Origin of the sequence: Nesterenkonia sp. CL21, from assembly GCF_031705515.1 — a bacterium.
GTDB lineage: Bacteria > Actinomycetota > Actinomycetes > Actinomycetales > Micrococcaceae > Nesterenkonia > Nesterenkonia aethiopica.
This window is the reverse complement of the sequence record NZ_JAUTWR010000016.1, coordinates 1-17558: the sequence shown is the minus strand read 5'-3', so window position 1 is coordinate 17558 and position 17558 is coordinate 1. Positions and strand designations below refer to the sequence as shown.

At 70.5% G+C, this 17558-nt stretch carries 14 protein-coding genes; 6 read left to right on the top strand and 8 right to left on the bottom strand.

Features of this window, described 5'->3' with window-relative positions; genetic code table 11:
- Positions 1-40: 40 nt before the first annotated feature.
- Entirely contained in the window at positions 41-832 is a 792-nt protein-coding gene (locus Q7C18_RS15930; RefSeq protein ID WP_311026215.1) for an ABC transporter ATP-binding protein, read from the bottom strand.
- Between the two features lie 46 nt (positions 833-878).
- On the bottom strand, positions 879-1961 hold the full coding sequence (locus Q7C18_RS15925; RefSeq protein WP_311026214.1) for an FtsX-like permease family protein: 1083 nt from the start codon (positions 1959-1961) through the stop codon (positions 879-881).
- A 203-nt stretch (positions 1962-2164) separates the two neighbouring features.
- On the opposite strand from Q7C18_RS15925, the gene Q7C18_RS15920 reads away from it, so the two are divergent.
- The 4 genes from Q7C18_RS15920 (at position 2165) to Q7C18_RS15905 (ending at position 6299) form a co-directional block, all read left to right on the top strand.
- The gene (locus Q7C18_RS15920; protein ID WP_311026213.1) at positions 2165-3523 is read left to right on the top strand and encodes a sensor histidine kinase; all 1359 of its coding nucleotides are present in this window, start codon (positions 2165-2167) and stop codon (positions 3521-3523) included.
- On the top strand, positions 3520-4203 hold the full coding sequence (locus tag Q7C18_RS15915) for a response regulator transcription factor (protein WP_311026212.1): 684 nt from the start codon (positions 3520-3522) through the stop codon (positions 4201-4203). The genes Q7C18_RS15920 and Q7C18_RS15915 overlap by 4 nt, the downstream gene beginning before the upstream one ends.
- A gap of 29 nt (positions 4204-4232) precedes the next feature.
- Positions 4233-4658, top strand: coding sequence for a DUF3151 domain-containing protein (locus tag Q7C18_RS15910; protein ID WP_311026211.1), 426 nt, complete (start codon positions 4233-4235; stop codon positions 4656-4658).
- A 210-nt stretch (positions 4659-4868) separates the two neighbouring features.
- Positions 4869-6299, top strand: a complete 1431-nt coding sequence (locus Q7C18_RS15905; protein ID WP_311026210.1) for a lipase family protein — start codon at positions 4869-4871, stop codon at positions 6297-6299.
- Positions 6300-6471: 172 nt separating this feature from the next.
- Here Q7C18_RS15905 and Q7C18_RS15900 read toward each other — a convergent pair whose 3' ends face one another.
- From Q7C18_RS15900 to Q7C18_RS15875, 6 genes are read right to left on the bottom strand one after another with little or no spacing between them, the layout of a single operon-like run.
- Complete coding sequence (locus tag Q7C18_RS15900; protein WP_311026209.1) at positions 6472-9411, bottom strand: FAD-binding and (Fe-S)-binding domain-containing protein; 2940 nt, start codon at positions 9409-9411, stop codon at positions 6472-6474.
- Complete coding sequence (locus Q7C18_RS15895; protein ID WP_311026208.1) at positions 9402-10463, bottom strand: BadF/BadG/BcrA/BcrD ATPase family protein; 1062 nt, start codon at positions 10461-10463, stop codon at positions 9402-9404. The genes Q7C18_RS15900 and Q7C18_RS15895 overlap by 10 nt, the downstream gene beginning before the upstream one ends.
- Entirely contained in the window at positions 10460-11401 is a 942-nt protein-coding gene (locus tag Q7C18_RS15890) for an N-acetylmuramic acid 6-phosphate etherase (protein WP_311026207.1), read from the bottom strand. Before Q7C18_RS15890 ends, Q7C18_RS15895 begins: the two co-directional genes overlap by 4 nt.
- Entirely contained in the window at positions 11398-12921 is a 1524-nt protein-coding gene (locus tag Q7C18_RS15885; protein WP_311026206.1) for a sodium:solute symporter, read from the bottom strand. Before Q7C18_RS15885 ends, Q7C18_RS15890 begins: the two co-directional genes overlap by 4 nt.
- An 18-nt stretch (positions 12922-12939) precedes the next feature.
- A complete protein-coding gene (locus tag Q7C18_RS15880) occupies positions 12940-14190 on the bottom strand; it encodes an anhydro-N-acetylmuramic acid kinase (RefSeq protein WP_311026205.1) in 1251 nt (416 codons plus the stop codon).
- Complete coding sequence (locus Q7C18_RS15875) at positions 14187-14930, bottom strand: GntR family transcriptional regulator (protein ID WP_311026204.1); 744 nt, start codon at positions 14928-14930, stop codon at positions 14187-14189. Before Q7C18_RS15875 ends, Q7C18_RS15880 begins: the two co-directional genes overlap by 4 nt.
- A 159-nt stretch (positions 14931-15089) precedes the next feature.
- Here Q7C18_RS15875 and Q7C18_RS15870 point away from each other — a divergent pair, with 159 nt between their 5' ends.
- Together Q7C18_RS15870 and Q7C18_RS15865 are read left to right on the top strand one after the other, a co-directional pair.
- Positions 15090-15743, top strand: a complete 654-nt coding sequence (locus Q7C18_RS15870; protein ID WP_311026203.1) for a thymidine kinase — start codon at positions 15090-15092, stop codon at positions 15741-15743.
- A gap of 187 nt (positions 15744-15930) precedes the next feature.
- Positions 15931-17217, top strand: a complete 1287-nt coding sequence (locus Q7C18_RS15865; RefSeq protein WP_070158761.1) for an adenylosuccinate synthase — start codon at positions 15931-15933, stop codon at positions 17215-17217.
- Positions 17218-17558 lie beyond the last annotated feature (341 nt).

The window sequence follows — 17558 nt, the reverse complement described above, 5'->3', positions numbered from 1 at the left end:
GCTCGCCGGTCGCCCAGCTGAGGCCCAGGGCTGGAGGAGCTCAGTTCCATGAGGTCTTTCCGGTGTCGGTCGGTTCGGGGCGGGACAGAGCGCCGTCACGCATCGTGGCCACGGCGTCGGCCACCGGCACGTACTCGGTGTCGTGGGTGACCATCACGGTGGCTACCTGATGCTCGGCCGTCAGTCTCGCGAGCAGCTGCACCACGGTCAGGGAACGGTCGTGGTCCAGCGCGGCCGTCGGTTCGTCCACCAGCAGCACCGACGGCGAGCCGATCAGGGCGCGAGCGATGTTGACACGCTGGCGCATTCCTCCGGAGAGCTCATGAGGTCTCCGTCCGGCGGCGTCGGTCAGGCCGACCTCCTCCAACAGGGCGTCGGCCCTGGCCGCGGCCGACCGACGGGCGCCGCCCCTCATGTCTTCAGCAATGATGAGCTGCTCACGCGACGTCAGCGACGGCAGCAGGTTGGGCTGCTGAAAGATCATGCCGATCTCGTCGCGCCGCAGCCGGTCGCGGCCTCGGCGGCTGAGCTGGGCGGCATCGCGTCCGGCGATGCTCACCACGCCGTGCTGAGGCTGGACGAGAGTGGCCGCGACGGCGAGCAGACTGGACTTTCCGGACCCGGAGGGACCGACGAGGGCGAGCATCTGACCCGCGCCGACGCGGAGCGAGACCCCGTCCAGAGCGGTGAGCGTTCCTGCGCCGTCCGGGTAGGTGAGGGTCACACCGTCCAGCTCGAGGGCTGTCGGCGCGTGTGCCGGGACGGTGCGGGAGCTGGTGTCAGAGGGAACGGCCGATGCCGTCTGGTCCGAGGTGAATGGTGATGTGGGCATGCGTGTTCCTATGAGGTGGAAGGGTGATGGACAGTGCGGGCGCGGATCAGCTGCCGCCGAGTGCGAGGAGGGGGTCCACCCGGGTGACCCGGCGGACAGCGAGAACGGCGGCGGCGAGCCCGGTGAGGAGGACTCCGGCCGCGGGCGCCAGAGTCGTCAGCATGGTGAGTTCGACAGGCGCTGCCCCGCTGGCGGCGAGACCGCCGGCCCACCCGGCGAGACCACCGATGCCCGCACCGAGAGTGAGCACCACGGCGGCCTGCGCCAGAGCATCGCGCAGCACATAGCCGGTGGAGGCTCCGAGAGCTTTGAGCACCGCGATGTCCCGGGTGCGCTGGACGGTCCACACGGTGAGGAACGCCGCGATCACCAGACCGGAGATCAGATAGAGCATGACCTGCATCAGCGTCAGCGAACCGTTCTCGGAGGAGTAGGACGCCAGCGCGTCGAAGCTCTCTGTGGGGGTCATGCTCCACGTGCCGGCGGCGTCATCCACCGTTTGCTCATCGAGGGTCGGGGAGGCGTCGTCCTGTGCGGTGATCGCCAGGACGGTGCCGACGGCATCGGCATCGCCGCGAGGGGAGAGCTCCTGCCACTGCGCCAGTGCGGTCCACATCACCGGGGTGTGGCTGTACCACTGGGTAGGAGTCACGGCGCTGACCGTGAGTTCCTGGCCGTTGACCGTCACCGGATCGCCGACTGTCAGCCCCAGGTCCTCGCTGATCTCTTCGGAGACCACCGTCTGATCCACACTCGGTGCCGCCTCGCCGTCTGGCGTCATTCGGGAGTCCTCGGCGAGTCCGATGACGGCCACTGAGACCGCGTTCCCGGCCTCGGCCGTGGTCTGGCTGATGCCCAGCGGCTCCGCGTGGGCCACGCCTTCGGCCTGCTGCCATGTCTCCAGCTGCTCAGCGTCGACGGAGGACTCTGTGTAGCTGGGTTCGCGCTCGTCATCCCCGAAGGCGATCCGATCCGCCGGCAGCGAGTCGATCGCGGCGACGTTCTGTCGCGCCAGTCCGGAGGTCAGTCCGGTGAGCATCACCAGCAGCAGCGTGATCAGGGCGACCACTGTGCCCATCAGTGCGAAGCGCCCGCGGGCGAAGCGGACTTCGCGAAGTGCCAGATACATCAGGATCTCCGATCATCGTCAGGGGTGTTCCGACCTCGCTGGTCGGTCGGGGCGGAGGGCATCCGCCGTGTCTTCCTCCACTCTCCTTCGCGAGTGCGGGTCCTCCATCGCCTGGGTGGTGGAGCCTCGGCCTCCGAAAGGTGGAGGTGCCGGTCAACCGTTCGGTTGATGCCCTGATGTCTTCGCCCGCATACGATGGGGGGATGCTGAGGCCGGATGAGCATCCACGGGCAGGGCGTGGTGTGGTGATCCTGCGCAGCCTGCGCGTGGGTCTGCACACCAGCGTGGCGGTGCTCCTCGTCATTGGGCTCATCCGACTGCTGGACGGTCCTCACTCCGTCGAAATCCGCGTCACCGGAGCCGCACTGACGCTGGTGTTCGCGGCGGTCTACGTGGCCGGCACGTTCGTGGAACGGCGCGTCTCGGAGGCGAAGACGTCCGCGTCGTCGAGCACCGGACCTCTGCGGACGGACTCAGCGCTCGGACAGGGCGGCACGCTGGTGTGGCTGTTCGTGGTCACCGGCCTGTGGGGTGGGTTGCTGGCCGTCAGCGCAGACTTCGCCTGGGTCGCCTTCCCGCTGTTCTTCCTGCACCTGCACCTGCTGCGCGTCCCATGGGCCGTCGTCGCCGTCGCGGGTCTCACGGGTGCCGTCGTCCTCGCGCTCTGGAACCAGCCCGGAGGAGACCATCCCGCCACGGTGATCGGACCGATCATCGGAGCCGTCTGTGCCGGGCTGATGGCGCAGGCCTACAGAATCATGGATCAGGAGAACCGCGCGCTTCGGGAGACGATGGAGGACCTGCAGCGCGCTCGCCAGGAACTGGTCGCCGCCCAGCGGGAGGCGGGCGCGCTCGTCGAGCGGGAGCGGCTGGCCCGTGAGATCCATGACACGCTCGCTCAGGGGCTGGCGAGCATCGTCCTGATGAGTCGTGCCGCAGGTTCCAATCTCGACTCAGGCTCCGTTGCGCAGGCCCGGGACCAGCTGAGCACGGTGGTGCGCACTGCAGGGGAGAACCTGGATGAGGCTCGACGCTTCGTCGCCGTGCTGCAGTCCGGTGAGCTGCAGGATCCGGGCCTCCTCGACGAGCTGCGCCGTGCCTGCCGGCAGATCGAAGCGCAGGCGGCCGCACAGGGACAGGGCCTGCGGTGCCGACTACGCGTCAGCGGAGGTCTCCGACCCGTCGCGGGCAGCCAGGCGATGCTGGTGCTGCGGGCGGTGCAGGCGACCCTGGCCAATGTGTTGCGGCATGCCCAGGCTGACACGGCCGCCGTCACGCTGACGTTCCTGCAGGAGGCCTTGCTCGTCGACGTCGTCGACGACGGCGTCGGCTTCGATCAGCACACGACGGTCGGGGTGCCCCCTGCCTCCGGCGCCGAGCGCCCCATGGGCACCGGCGTCGGCCTCGGGGCGCTGCGCGACCGTGTCGCGGCCCAGGGCGGCCAGCTGCACGTAGAGTCTTCCCCCGGCTCGGGAACGGCGGTGTCCATCCGCATTCCCCTGGGGCAGGAGCCCGCGCTGCCTCAGGAGCTGCCAGGGGAGGTGGAGCGATGGGCGGAGTGAGGCAGAGTCCCGGAGCCGAGGGCGGTGCTCAGCCCGGTGACGGGCTGAGCGCAGTGTTGGTCGATGATCACCCGGTGGTCCGAGCGGGTCTGCGCGCGATGCTCAGTGAGGATCCGAAGATCCGAGTGGTGGCTGAGGCGGCGGACGGGAAAGCGGCCCTCGACGTCGTCGCGCGGCTCGTCACGGAGGGGCTCCGTCCTGACCTTGTGCTGATGGATCTGCAGATGGGGGAGGGTATGGACGGGGTTGCGGCGACTCGTCAGCTGCGGCAGCAGTGCCCCGGACTTCCGGTGCTGATCCTGACCACCTATGACACGGAGGCCGACATTCTGGCCGCGGTGGAGGCTGGGGCGAGCGGGTATATGCTCAAGGACGCCGCTCCGGAGGAGATCCATCGAGCGGTCCACGATGCGGCCGCGGGGCGGACGGCACTGGCTCCCGCCGTCGCCGCCCGGCTGATGGGCAGAATGCGGGATGACAGCACCTCGCTGAGCACCCGTGAGGTGGAGCTGCTGGAGCTGCTGGCCACAGGGCTGTCCAACCAGCAGATCGCTCGCCAACTGTTCATCTCCGTGGCGACGGTGAAGACGCACCTGGTGCACATCTACCAGAAGCTTGGAGCGGACAACCGGACTGCGGCGGTTCGGGTGGCGTCAGAGCGGGGGATCATCCGCGCGTGAGGGCTGGGGAGCCGCGTAGGATGGCGGCCATGAGCATCGTCGGACGCAACCTGATGGAGCCGGAGCCCACGCTGCTGCCGGCCGAGCCCGAGGTCACGGAGTCACTCGCCGCCGGTGAGGAGCCCGTGGACCTGGCTGCCAAGCACCCGGAGTCGTCTTTGGTCTGGGCGCTGCTGGCAGAGGACGCGCTGTCCCAGGGGTACACCGTGGAGGGCTACGCCTACGCCCGGGTCGGCTATCACCGGGGACTGGATGCGCTGCGCCGCTCCGGCTGGCGCGGGTCCGGCCCGGTGCCGTGGACCCATGAGCCGAACCGCGGCTTCCTGCGCTCGCTGGCGGCCCTCGGCCAGGCCGCCACGGCGATCGGGGAGACGGAGGAGATCCACCGGATCCAGACATTCCTGCGGGACTGCGACCCCTCCGCGCCGGAGCAGATCTCCCAGCTCCAGCGCTGAGAGCCTCAGTCGGCAGGGGTCTTCCCAGGATTCACCCCTCCCAGTAGTGTGTGATGCGGATCACTGGTTACTCACGGGTTACACCCGTGGGTAATGAGTGCTCCGGTTCTGATCCCGCACTGATGGAGAGGCTCGATGACGAACTCTGTGACGCCCCGCCCCCGCCGCCGGACACCGGATGGAGAGCCCACAGGGTCCCCACCGCGGAGCATGAGGTGCCTCGCCCGCGGAGCGGGCGCGGCGCTGTCCGCCGCGGTGCTGGTGCTGGCGGTGATGCCGGCGGCCTCGGCCGAGCCGGAGCAGCTCGCGGTCGAGGAGGACATCGCGGAGCTGGAGCAGCTGTGGCAGGAGCGGCAGGAGGCCGACGACGCCGGTCCCGCCGACCTGACGGCTGAGCAGGTCCCCGACGACGTCACCGTGGAGGAGGCCGAAGCCGCCGTCGGGTCCTCAGCGGACCTGACCGAGGAGGACGTGCACTATGCTGCCGCCCTGGAGGATCTGGCGCAGGGCACCGATGAGGACTTCTACGCCGTGCCGCAGGACCTCCCCGAGCAGGACGGGGCGCTGGTCCGCCAGCAGTCCGCCACCTTCTACCTGGACCCCATCGGGCTGATCGAGCACGACGCCGAGGTCACCCGCATCATGTACCGCACCACGGATTCGAACGGGCAGGCCCGTGCCGCCGTCGCCACGGTCCTGGAGCCGCGCCGCGGTGGCGAGGACCCGCAGCGACCGCTGGTCGTCCACGCGCCCGGCACCCAGGGGCTGGGCGATCAGTGCGCCCCGAGCCGGCAGCTGGCCGCCGGCACCGAGTACGAGGGCCTGGGTGTGGCTGCGGCGCTGGAGGCGGGCTACGCCGTCGTGATGCCGGACTACATCGGACTGGGCACCGAGGGTACGCACACCTATATGAACCGCGTGGACCAGGCCCATGCGGTGCTCGACGCCGCCCGGGCAGCCCAGCAGGCCGAAGGAGTGGGGCTCGGGCCGGACAGCCCCGTGCACATCCGCGGATATTCGCAGGGCGGAGGCGCGGCGGCCGCGGCCCTGGAGACGGCGCATGAGCACGCGCCGGAGCTGAACCTGATCTCCGGGGCGGCCGGGGCGGTGCCGGCAGACCTGTTCGAGGTCGGGGACATGATCGACAGCAGCCTGTACAACGCGTTCCTCCTGTTCGCGCTCGGCGGGCTGGTCGAGTCCGAGGGGCTGGACCCTGCCGAGTTCCTCAATGACGAAGGGCTGGCCCGGCTGGAGCAGGTCTCCGGCCAGTGCACGGTCTCCGCGCTGATCAGCCACATGCTCGTGGACACCGCCACGCTGACCGTGGACGGCCGCGCCTTCACCGAGCTCATCCAGGATGAGCCCTTCGCCTCGGCGCTGGCGGCGCAGCGCATCGGGGACGGTCGCGCCCCGGAGGTGCCGGTGCAGATCAACCATTCGCTGCTCGATGACGTCATCCCCTACTCCACAGGCCGTGGCCTGGCGCAGCGGTGGTGCGGCGAGGGGGCGAGGGTGACGTTCGAATCGAACGTGGCGCCCACCCATGTGGGCGGGCACGTGGCCAGCATGCCGGGTGTGGCGCTGTTCACGGCGGCGACGCTGAACGGCGTCACTCCGGTGAGCAGCTGCTGGCGGCTCTGAGGCTTCCGTCAGCGCGGGCGAGGAGGGCTCCGACCTCCCGGCGGTGCGGTCGGAGCCCTCCCCGGCTGGGGGATGACCCTGTCGGGGGGAGATCAGAGTCCCTGCCAGCCGGGCTTGGTCGCGAAGGTCTGGCGGCAGTAGTCGGTGAGCTCCCGACGCGACGCCGGTTCGCTCACACCACCAGGACATCGGCGGCCACCTCGAGAAGGTGCCGGTAGACGCGGCCCGTCGCCCGGGTCATCGCGATCTCGCAGGCCCGGTTGCAGGACGCGTGGTCGACGGCGTCGAGCTGCCGCACCTCCCGCGCCTCGGCGGCGGTCGCCGACGCCGTGAGCTCCGGGTGGAGCATCCCGCGGTCACCGGCGAAGCCGCAGCACCCCCAGTCGGCCGGGACATGCACCTCGACGGCGACGGCCTCGGCCAGCGTCTGCAGGTCGGCAGAGACCCCGGCCTTCTGCGACGAACAGGTCGGATGGAGGGTCAGCGACTCGACCCTGCGCCTCGGGTCCACGGTCAGCCGCGGCAGCACGTGCTCCACCACGAAGCTCACCGCGTCCACCACGGACACGGCCCGGGGGTCCTGCCGTGCCCTGGCGTCGGTCATGATCGTCTGGACACCTTCGGTGCAGGAGGTCGCATCCACGATCACGGGCGGATGTCCGATGGTGCCGGCCTCAGGCCTCTGCAGGGCGGCCACGGCTGTGAGCACCCGTTCTGCCATCACGTCCTGTCCGGCGGTGAAGCCCTTGGAGGACCACGGGGTGCCGCAGCACAGCGTGTCGATCTCTTCGGGCACGAGCAGCCGCAGGCCGGCCGCGGCGCACAGCCCGGACACGGCCTGCTGCACGCCGGAGCCCTCGGTGCCTGCGGATCCGGCTGGGGCGAACATCGCGCCTTGGCAGCTGGGCAGGAAGATCGCCGCCGCCTGGCCGACGGCGGCGTCACCCTCCCCGGTGCCCCGTGCCCCGCCGTCGGCCTCTCCGTCGTCAGCCGGGGGCGTCAGCAGGCTGCGCAGTCGGCCCCCGGAGGGCAGGTCCGTGGACCACAGGGGGACGGTGTCAGGACCGATGAGGGCGCGCGCGGCACGGTTGGGGGCGGTGATCAGTCCGGGAGGCACATGGGCCGCGGCGTCGAGGGTGCGGCCCGCTGCCGCCGTGGCGGTGTCCCAGTGCCGGGCGGCGGCCCTCCACAGGTCCGCGCTGAGCCGCCCGCGACGTTCACCGCGCAGGCGCTTCACCAGCGCGCCCGTGTCGATCCCCACCGGGCAGGCGGAGGCGCAGAGGCCGTCGGCGGCGCAGGTGTCGATGCTCTCGTACTGCTGCTGCTCGTCCAGCGCGGCGACGAGTGCGAGATCCCCGTCGGCCTCCGCCCGGGCGCGCGCCCGCCGCACCACGATCCGCTGCCGCGGGGTCAGGGTGAGGTCCCGGCTGGGACAGACCGGCTCGCAGTATCCGCACTCCACACAGCGGTCGACCTCGTCGTCCACCCGGTCCACGGGTTTGAGATCCTGCAGGTGGGCTCGGGTGTCTGCGGTCAGCACCACGCCGGGATTCAGCACCCCGGCGGGGTCGAAGGCGCGCTTGACGCCGTGCAGCACCTCCACCAGGGCGGCCGAGTACTGACGGTCGATGAACGGCGCCATCGCGCGCCCGGTCCCGTGCTCGGCCTTGAGGTTGCCGCCGTGCCGCAGGATGAGCCGCACCAGGTCCTCGGTGAAGGCCTCCAGGCGGGCCAGGTCCGCGGGGTCCTCCGTGTCCTCGGTGATCATGAAATGGAGATTTCCGTCCTTGGCGTGTCCGAAGATCACCGGGTCCGTGTAGCCGTGCTCGGCCAGGAGCCCTGCCAGCTCCCGGCAGGCGGCTGCCAGGCGCTCCACCGGCACGACCACGTCCTCCAGCAGCGCGGTGGTGCCCGGAGGGCGGGCCTCGGCGACGGCTGCGTACAGACCTTTGCGGACGCTCCACAGCGCGGCGCGCGCGGCCGGGTCTCGGCTCAGCTCAGCAGGCCGCACGGTGGGCAGGGCGCTGATCACGGGCGCAGCGGTGCCGAGGACGCCGTCCAGTTCGGCGGGATCGTCTCCCCGATACTCCACGAGGATCGCGGCATGGTCCCGGACCTCGAACCCGTCCACGGCGGACGGCGCCTGGGGGAGGCGCCGGGCCACCCGCAGGGACTCGGCGTCCATGAGCTCCAGCGCCTTCGCCCCGGTGCCCACCAGATCGGGCAGGGACCGGGCGGCGGCGTCCACGGAGTCGAAAATCAGCAGGCCGGTCGCCGCAGCCGGCTGGACCGGCACGGTGCGGAACACGGCGTCGGCCACGAAGCCGAGCGTGCCCTCCGAGCCGATGAGCAGCCGGTTCAGCAGCTGGAGCAGACCCTCGGCCTCGCAGAACGCGTCGAGCGAGTATCCCATGGTGTTCTTCAGGGAGAAGCGCTCGCGGATCTCCGCGACGGCGTCGGGGTCGTGACGGATCCGATCCTGCAGCCGTTCGAGGTCGGCCACCAACCGGGGCTCGTGGCGGCGCAGGTGGAGCAGACTGTCCTCGGCGGCGGTGTCGACCACCGTTCCGGAGGGCAGCACCGCCACCAGTGACTCCAGAGTCCGTGTGGAGTTGTGTTCGATCCCGGCGGCCATCCCCGAGGAGTTGTTCGCGATGACGCCGCCGATCGTGCAGGCGGCCTCGCTGGCGGGGTCCGGGCCCAGAGCGCGTCCGTGGCGGGCCAGACGCGTGTTGACCGCCCGCAGTGTGGCACCGGCCTGGGCGCGCACGCGCTCGCCGTCGTCGAGGACCTCTATGCGGCGGAATCCCCGGCGAGTGTCCACCAGGATGCCGGCCCCGGAGGCCTGGCCCGAGAGGCTGGTGCCCCCGGAGCGTAAGGTCACCGGCACGCGGTGCGCGGCGGCGACGGCCATCACGGCGGCGACCTCCTCGATGCTCTCCGCGATCACCACCACCAGGGGCACCAGCAGGTAGTGCGAGGCGTCATGGGCCCGGGAATGTCGATCGATCGCCCGGTCCAGGACCCTGTCCCTGCCGACGGCGCCGGTGAGGTCGGCCAGCAGACGACGGCGGGCGGAGGGGCTGAGCTCCGGGGTTCCCCTCAGATCCATACGGCACCGTCCTGGAGTGAGAGGCGGTCGCCTGCGGCGAGCCGGGCCAGTGTGAGCGCGCCGTCCAGGGGGTCGCCTGCCGCCTGACGGACCGTGACGGTGCGGGAGTGCTCCGTGATCCGGGCGGCGAAGCCGTCCGTCAGCGCGCTGCCGGCGCGCGCGAGCCCTCCGGTGAGCACCACGTCAGCGGGGACGGAGGGGGAGGGGGTGACATCGGAGGAGGGGGCGCCGTCGTCGTGGAGGTCGCCGTCGGTGACGAGTGCGGCCAGGGCGCTCTGCGCGGCCTCCCTCCCAGCCTGCCGCAGAAGCTGGTCCGAAGCCGGGTCGCCGCCGTCGGCCAGCGCGATGACGTCGCGGGCGAACTCACCGAGCACGCCCGCGCGATCCTCGCGGGTGTAGAGCTGCCCGGGCCAGGTGGCCGGCTCCCCGAAGCGCCTCCGCGCCGCGGCGAGCAGCGCCTCTCCGGCACGCCGCTGCGGAGGGTCGTGCGCGTCTGAGGCGTCGACGCCGTCGTGGGTGCGCATCGCCAGCTCCAGGCCGTGCCTGCCCACCCAGGCTCCGCCGCCGCGATCTCCGAGCAGGTGGCCCCATCCGTCCACACGGCGCCACTGCGGGGGATGCAGCCCCGTCGCATCCGGGCCGGGGTGCCCGACGGCTATCGCCCCGGTGCCCAGCACGACGACGGCGCCGCCCGCTCCGCCCAGGGCTCCCAGATGTGCCGTGACGGCGTCCACGGCCACAGCCGCGGGGCACGCGGTCTCTCCGGTGAGTTGGGCCGCCAGGCGGGCGGGGTCCCTCACCAGCGAGGCCACACCGGTGGCGCCGACGCCGACGCCGTGCAGGGCGCGCATGCGCTCGGGCCAGGTGCGTGCGGCGGTGTCGAGCAGCTCCCGCGCCAGCTGGGGGACGGAGCTTCCCGAGGCACTGACCCGCACCCGGGGGCCTGTCAGGACCTCTCGCGGTCCGGGTTCGAGTCCGGCCCAGGCGATCCGGCTTCCGGATCCGCCGATGTCCAGGCCGAGGACGCCGGCCTCTGGTGGGAGGGCGGTCACGAGCCGCGCTCCTCGGGCTGCAGACCGGCGGCGATCGCGTCCCGCACCGATCCGGAATGGGCGTCGAGCAGGGCCGAGGCCCGCGTGACCGGGACGTCCGCCAGCGAGCTGACGATGGCGGACTTGAGGTCTCCGCCGGCGTGCTCCAGGAGCTCCCGTGCGGGAGCCTCCTCAAGGCCCACGGCCTCGCACAGGATGCGCACGGTGCGGTCCCGCAGCTTCGCGTTGGTGGCCACCACGGAGACCATGAGGTTCTGCCACGTGCGGCCCAGAGCGATCATCAGTGCCGTGGAGAACCCGTTGAGCACGAGCTTCTGGGCGGTGCCGGCCTTCAGCCGGGTGGAGCCAGTCACCACTTCGGGTCCGGTGTCGAGAGCCAGGTGGACGTCGGCTGAGCCTGCCAGCGGCGCGTGCGGATTGTTGGAGACCAGCACGGTGTGGGCCCCTGCCGCGCGGGCGGTCTGAAGGGCCCCGCCCACATAGGGGGTGGAGCCGCTGGCCGCCAGACCGATCGCGACGTCGTCGGGGCCCAGCTGCGAGGCGTCCCGCCGGCCCTCCTCCGCGGAGTCCTCGGCGTTCTCCACGGCCTCCACCAGGGCCTCCCGTCCGCCGGCGATGTGCCCCACGACCCGGTGCGGCTCCAGATTGAAGGTCGGCTTGAGCTCGCTGGCGTCGAGCACTCCGAGCCGTCCGGAGGTGCCGGCCCCGTAGTAGTGGACGGTGCCGCCGCGGCGCATCCGTGCGGCGGCGGCGTCGACCACCTCGGCCAGCTGTGGCAGCACCGCCGTGACGGCCTGGACGGCCGCCTCGTTCTCGGCGGTCAGCAGCTGCAGCACCCCCAGGGTGTCCAGCTCGTCGAGGTGGCGGCTGCGCGGACTGCGCCGCTCCGTGGGCGGGAGGGGACGGTCCGGCATGGCGTCGGCGTCGTCAGCGGTCATCGTCCGGGGGTCCTCTCCTGATCGTTGTGCTGCTGGCCGGGGGCCGCCGGCAGCTTCGGCCGGGCGGGGTGCCGCAGGGACAGCGTGCCCCCGACGGCGAAGGTCACCAGGACACCCAGTAGCGGGTACCACTGCCAGGCCACCCACACCTCGCCGGTGACGTACTTCTCCATCACGAAGAAGAACGCATTGACCCCGACGGCGGCGAGGAAGGCGATGTTGGCGTCCGCAGCGCGCGCCCGCCGGTTGTGGATCCCGAAGACGAAGGCGCCGAGCAGCCCGCCGTAGGTGATGCCGGCGACTCCGAGTGCGAGGACCACGATGTTCCCCTCGTCGGACTGGAACACAGCGGCCGGGGCGATGAAGGCCAGCCCCCAGCCGATGGTCGCCCAGCGCCCGACCTTCAGGCCCTCCTGGTCCGTCACCGGGGCCTTGCGGAAGCGGGCGTAGACGTCGGTGACCGTGGAGGAGGAGAGTGCGGACAGCGACGAAGACAGGGTCGACATGGCGGCGGCGATGATGCCGGCCAGGAGGAGGCCGGAGATGCCGGGGGGAAGACCTTCGATGATGAACAGGGGGAAGATCTCGTCGTCGCGGGTCAGGCCGAGCGACTCCGGCGAGGCGTGCTCGTAGTAGCCCCACAGCGCCAGCCCGACCAGCAGGAAGATCGCGAACTGCACGAACACCACGACGCCGGAGACGATGATGGCCTTCTGCGCCTCCGCCTTGGTGCGGCAGGCCAGCAGCCGCTGGACCACCAGCTGGTCGGAGCCGTGGGAGGCCATGGCGAAGACCATGCCGCCCAGCAGGGAGGCGACGAAGGAGGCGTTGTTGGAGAGCGGATTGCCCTCCAGCACGATCATGGTGAGCTTCCCCGCCTCGGCGGCGTCACCGAGCCAGCCGCCTCCGGTGGCGGCGGTGATGATGATGATCGCGAGGACTCCGCCGGAGACGTAGAGGAACATCTGGGCGACGTCGACCCACACCACGGCCTTGATGCCGCCGATGAAGGTGTAGAGGATCGTGACCACCGCCAGGACGACGATGATCGTGAAGTAGTTGGTGTTGAGCCCCAGGCCCTGCAGGATCATGTTCACCGGGATGGCGGCGGCCAGCACCCGGATCCCGTCGGCGAGCAGCCGGGTGAACAGGAAGGTGATCCCCGCGGTGGTCTGTGTGGACTGGCCGAATCTCTTGCCCAGGTAGGCGTAGGCGGTGACCATCTCGCCGTCGTAGTACCTCGGCAGCATGAAGAAGGCCACGATGATGCGGCCCAGGATGTACCCGAGGCCGAGCTGCAGGTAGTTGATGTCGCCCAGGTAGCTCATCACCGGGATGCCGATGACGGTCAGGGCGCTGGTCTCGGTGGCCACCACGGAGAGGCACACGGCCCACCAGGGCAGATTGCGCCCGCCCACGAAGTAGTCCTTCAGTCCTGACTGGCGTCCGCTGAGTTTCAGGCCCAGCCAGGCGGTGGCGGCCAGATAGGCCACGATCACCAGGAGGTCGATGGTCTGCATGTCAGCTCTCTTTCAGTGTCATCCGACCACGCGGAGGCGCGTCGGCATCAGGGGCGAGGGGGCAGGAAGGCGGAGCGGCCGGCGGCCCGGAGTGAGACGGCCCGCGATGCTGCGGTGGGCCGCTCCCGTGACACTCGGCAGGGTGGCGGGGAGGCCGTGCCAGCTGAGCCAGCCGAGCAATGCCATCAGGCAGGCCTCTTTGGCACCCTCCGGGAGACCGAAGACCTCGTCCGTGGTGCGGAGCTCGACGCCGGCGTCCGGCCCGGTGTGCGGCCCCGAGTGCAGCTCAGTGTGCAGCTCGGCTCGGAGCTGCGTCATCAGCGTGGGATTTCGCGTCCCGCCTCCGGAGGCGACGACGTCGCGGACCCCGTGGGCCCGGCAGGCCTGGGCGACGGTGCGGGCGGTCAGCGTCGTCAGTGTGGCGATGACGTCGACGTCGTCCGGGGCGGTGCCGGCGGCCCGGCGGCGGTTGAGATGCCGGTCCAGGTAGTCGGCGTGGAAGTGCTCCTTGCCCGTGGACTTCGGTGCGGGCAGGGTGTAGTAGGGATCGGAGAGCAGGTCCGCCAGCAGCACAGGGTCCACGGTCCCCTGGGCGGCGAGGGCGCCGTCGCGGTCGAAGCCGCGGGGGTCGCCGGTGATGCGGCGGGCCATCAGGTCGATCAGGGCGTTGGCGGGCCCGGTGTCGAAGGCGATCGTCTCCGCGGTGGGGGAGACCACCGTGATGTTGGCGATGCCTCCGAGGTTCAGCATCGCCGTGGGGGTGCGCCCTCCGGCCAGCAGGAGATGGTCGAGGATGCTCGCCAGCGGTGCGCCCTGCCCGCCTGCGGCGACGTCACGAGCCCGGACGTCGGACAGCACGGGCAGGCCGGTGGCCTCGGCGATCCACGCGGGCTGGCCCAGCTGCAGGGTGGACGTGACGACCCCGTCGACGACGTCGTGCCGGACGGTCTGGCCGTGGGAGACGACGAGGTCGCAGCTGGTCTGGGCGTCCCGGCAGAGGGTGCTGACCGCCTCGGCGCTGGTCTGGCCCAGGCGGGCGTCCACGCTGCTGACCAGTTGGAGGGGGACGTCTGCGGGCTCGAGCAGCCGCAGGATGTCCAGGGCCAGCTGCTGCTCGAAGGGCACTTCACGGGAGGCGAGCAGGCGCATCGTGAGCGAGAGGCCGCCGGTCTGCTCGTCGGCGGTGGGCTCCTCCTCTGCTCGGAACTCCACCAGGGCGACGTCGAGCGCGTCGGCAGAGGTACCCGCCATGAGCCCGGCGATGATCATGGCTGCCTCCCGCCGCCGGCGTCCTCTGCGGTGTCCGGTGCGACGGGCACGGTCAGCTCGGTGCGGATCTTGTACCGGTCGCCCCGGTAGACCGATCGGACGAACTCGATCGGGGTGCCGTCCGCGCTGCGCGAGGTCCGTTCGAACAGCAGGGCCGGCGTGTGGACGGGCACGTCGAGATGTCGCGCCTCCTCGTCGTCGAGCACGGTGGGTTCGATGGTCTGTACGCTGTGGGCCACGTGGATGCCGTGCTGCTCCCGCAGGAGCTCGTAGAACGAGCGGTTCTCCAGGTGCTCGGCACGCAGGTGCGGAAGCAGCGTGCGGGGCACGGTGAGATCCTCCAGGGCGATCGGCTCGTCGTCCGCCAGGCGCAGCCGCGAAATGGTCACGATCTCCTCGCCCTCGTCCAGCTGCAGCTGCCGCCGGATCCGGGGTCCCGCGGGGGAGACCTCGAGGGACAGCGTGTGGGCGCCCGGGGTGAGCCCGCGGGCGCGCATGTCCTCGGTGAAGGAACTGGCGACGAGGGCCTGGTCGAGCTTCGGCCCCAGGGCGAAGACGCCGGACCCGTGGCGTCGGCGCACCGCTCCGCGGGCGACGAGCTCGTCGATGGCTCGCCGCAGCGTCATCCGGGAGACGCCGAGTTCCTGGGCGAGGTCCCGCTCCGGGGGGAACTGGTCGCCGGCGGCCATGCCGTCCAGGCGGTCCAGGAGCTGGTCGCGAACTGCATGGTATTTGGTCACGGGTCCATTGAGACACAGGCCACCCTCAGAATCAAGACCACTGGACTAACTTTTGTCCTTGAGGACTCTCCCGCGAGGCAGGGCGACGGTGGGTACGGTCTCTGCGGGAGCGGCCCTCGTAGAATGAGCGGGCCCGCAGCCGCATCAGAGAGGACGAAGGTGGCCAAGCTCTATTTCCGGTACGGAGCGATGAACTCCGGGAAGTCCACCGGCCTTCTCCAGGCGGCCTACAACTATGAGGAGCGCGGGCAGCGGGTGCTGCTCGCCAAGCCGGAGCTGGACACCAAAGGTGCCGACGAGATCGTCTCCCGGCTCGGAGTGACCCGGTCGGTGGACTTCCTGGTCCCTCCTCGGGCCGCCCTGCGGGAGCTGTTCCGCCAGCATGCGGAGGCCAACGCTCCCGGCACCCTGCTGGACGGCGTCGACGACGCGGAGTCCCGTGCGCTCCGCCGGGGTGTGAAGTCGGTGGCGTGCCTGCTGGTGGATGAGGCCCAGTTCTTCACCGAGCAGCAGGTGGACGATCTGCTGCGGATCGCAGTGCTGGACGGTGTCCCGGTGCTGGCCTACGGGATCCGCACCGACTTCCGCACCCGATCCTTCCCCGGCTCGGCCCGGCTGATGGACATTGCGCACTCCCTCGAAGAGCTGAAGACCATCTGCCGCTGCGGCGCCAAGGCGGTCTTCAACACCCGCCGGGCGGGGGACAGGATCATCTTCGACGGTGACCAGGTGGCCATCGACGGGGAGGATGTCTGGTACGAGTCGCTGTGCGCGGGCTGCTACTTGGAGGCCTCCGGAGGGCGGCTGGGCTGAACCAGGCGTCGGCGTCGCGGGCCAGGGCAGAGGCAGCGGTCCAGGACCGAGGGCTGCGGAGCGTCGCGACGGCGTCATCAGGCTGTCATACCCGCGTTGGTAGACTTTCCGACGGTGTCGTCGGCGCAAGGAGACGGCACTGACGTCGAGACGTCCCGACGCAGAGCCGGGACCCTGAAGGAGCGACATGCCAGCCATCGTGATCGTCGGTGCCCAGTGGGGAGACGAGGGGAAGGGCAAGGCGACGGACCTGCTCGGCTCGCGCGTCGACTACGTGGTCAAACCCAATGGTGGGAACAATGCGGGCCACACGGTGGTCGTCGGCGGGGAGAAGTTCGAGCTGAAGCTCCTGCCGGCCGGCATCCTCTCCCCGAACGCGGTGCCGGTGATCGGCAACGGCGTGGTGGTGAACCTGGAGGCGCTCTTCGAGGAGATCGAAGGGCTGGAGGCCCGCGGCGCGGACACCTCCCGCCTGCGGATCTCCGCCAATGCGCACCTGGTGGCTCCGTATCACCAGACCATGGACAAGGTGACCGAGAGGTTCCTGGGCAAGCGGGCCATCGGCACCACAGGCCGCGGCATCGGACCCACCTACATGGACAAGGTGGGCCGCCTCGGGATCCGGGTGCAGGACATCTTCGACGAGTCCATCCTCCGCCAGAAGATCGACGGCGCTCTGCGGCAGAAGAACGAACTGCTGGTCAAGCTGTACAACCGGCGTTCCATCACGGTCGATGAGATCGCCGAATACTTCCTGTCCTTCGCGGACCGCCTGCGTCCGATGGTCGTGGACACCACGCTGCTGCTCAACGACGCGCTCGACGAGGGCAAGGTCGTGCTCATGGAGGGCGGCCAGGCGACCTACCTCGACGTCGACCACGGCACCTACCCGTTCGTGACGTCGTCGAACCCCACGGCCGGCGGCGCCTCGGTGGGGACCGGCATCGGTCCCACGCGCATCAACCGGTCCATCGGCATCGTGAAGGCCTACACCACCCGGGTGGGCGCGGGTCCGTTCCCCACGGAGCTGTTCGACGAGTGGGGCGAGTTCCTGCAGAAGACCGGAGGTGAGTTCGGCGTGAACACCGGTCGCCCGCGTCGTTGCGGGTGGTTCGACGCCGTCATGGCCCGGCATGCCTCCCGCATCAACGGCTTCACCGACTACTTCCTCACCAAGCTGGACGTCCTGACCGGCATCGAGCGGATCCCGGTGTGCGTGGCCTATGACGTCGACGGCGTGCGGTATGACGAGATGCCGATGACGCAGACGGAGTTCCACCACGCCAAGCCGATCTTCGAGCACTTCGACGGGTGGACGGAGGACATCTCCGGAGCTCGGACCTTGGATGATCTCCCGGTCAACGCCCGCGACTACGTGCTGGCCCTGGAGAAGATGAGCGGCACGCGGATCTCCGGTGTGGGCGTGGGCCCGGGCCGGGATGAGGTCATCGCCGTGCGTGACCTGATCGACTGATCCGCGTCGAGGCGGGGCTCCCTCTACGAGGCAGCGCCGCCCGGCCGGTAGGGCTTGCTTTCTTCGGCGTCACAGGGTCGGCGTGCCCGCCTGCGCGGCTCTGCTCCGACCGGCCGAGTGATTCGCCCGTGAATCCTTGGATTTCCTGCTCGTCAGCTGACGAAACCCTTGACACTCCACCCCGCCTCGTCTTGGCTAGGGGGATGGCGAGGTGTGATGCATCGCACCTGCGCCGGTCCACGGTTTTCGTCAATGAATAGGACACTCCAATGGACGCGGAATCTACGCACGACACAAGCGGGGGGAATCCCCGGTCTGTACGAAGGGGGAGACCTCGGTCT

What these genes read in the sequence shown, in the direction of transcription:
- Q7C18_RS15910 (WP_311026211.1), top strand. Translation starts at nt 4,233, where the DNA reads ATGAGCATCGTCGGACGCAACCTGATGGAGCCGGAGCCCACGCTGCTG.
- Q7C18_RS15880 (WP_311026205.1), bottom strand. Translation starts at nt 14,190, where the DNA reads ATGATCATCGCCGGGCTCATGGCGGGTACCTCTGCCGACGCGCTCGAC.
- Q7C18_RS15930 (WP_311026215.1), bottom strand. Translation starts at nt 832, where the DNA reads ATGCCCACATCACCATTCACCTCGGACCAGACGGCATCGGCCGTTCCC.
- Q7C18_RS15920 (WP_311026213.1), top strand. Translation starts at nt 2,165, where the DNA reads ATGCTGAGGCCGGATGAGCATCCACGGGCAGGGCGTGGTGTGGTGATC.
- Q7C18_RS15890 (WP_311026207.1), bottom strand. Translation starts at nt 11,401, where the DNA reads ATGACCGCTGACGACGCCGACGCCATGCCGGACCGTCCCCTCCCGCCC.
- Q7C18_RS15900 (WP_311026209.1), bottom strand. Translation starts at nt 9,411, where the DNA reads ATGGATCTGAGGGGAACCCCGGAGCTCAGCCCCTCCGCCCGCCGTCGT.
- Q7C18_RS15865 (WP_070158761.1), top strand. Translation starts at nt 15,931, where the DNA reads ATGCCAGCCATCGTGATCGTCGGTGCCCAGTGGGGAGACGAGGGGAAG.
- Q7C18_RS15885 (WP_311026206.1), bottom strand. Translation starts at nt 12,921, where the DNA reads ATGCAGACCATCGACCTCCTGGTGATCGTGGCCTATCTGGCCGCCACC.
- Q7C18_RS15905 (WP_311026210.1), top strand. Translation starts at nt 4,869, where the DNA reads ATGAGGTGCCTCGCCCGCGGAGCGGGCGCGGCGCTGTCCGCCGCGGTG.
- Q7C18_RS15925 (WP_311026214.1), bottom strand. Translation starts at nt 1,961, where the DNA reads ATGTATCTGGCACTTCGCGAAGTCCGCTTCGCCCGCGGGCGCTTCGCA.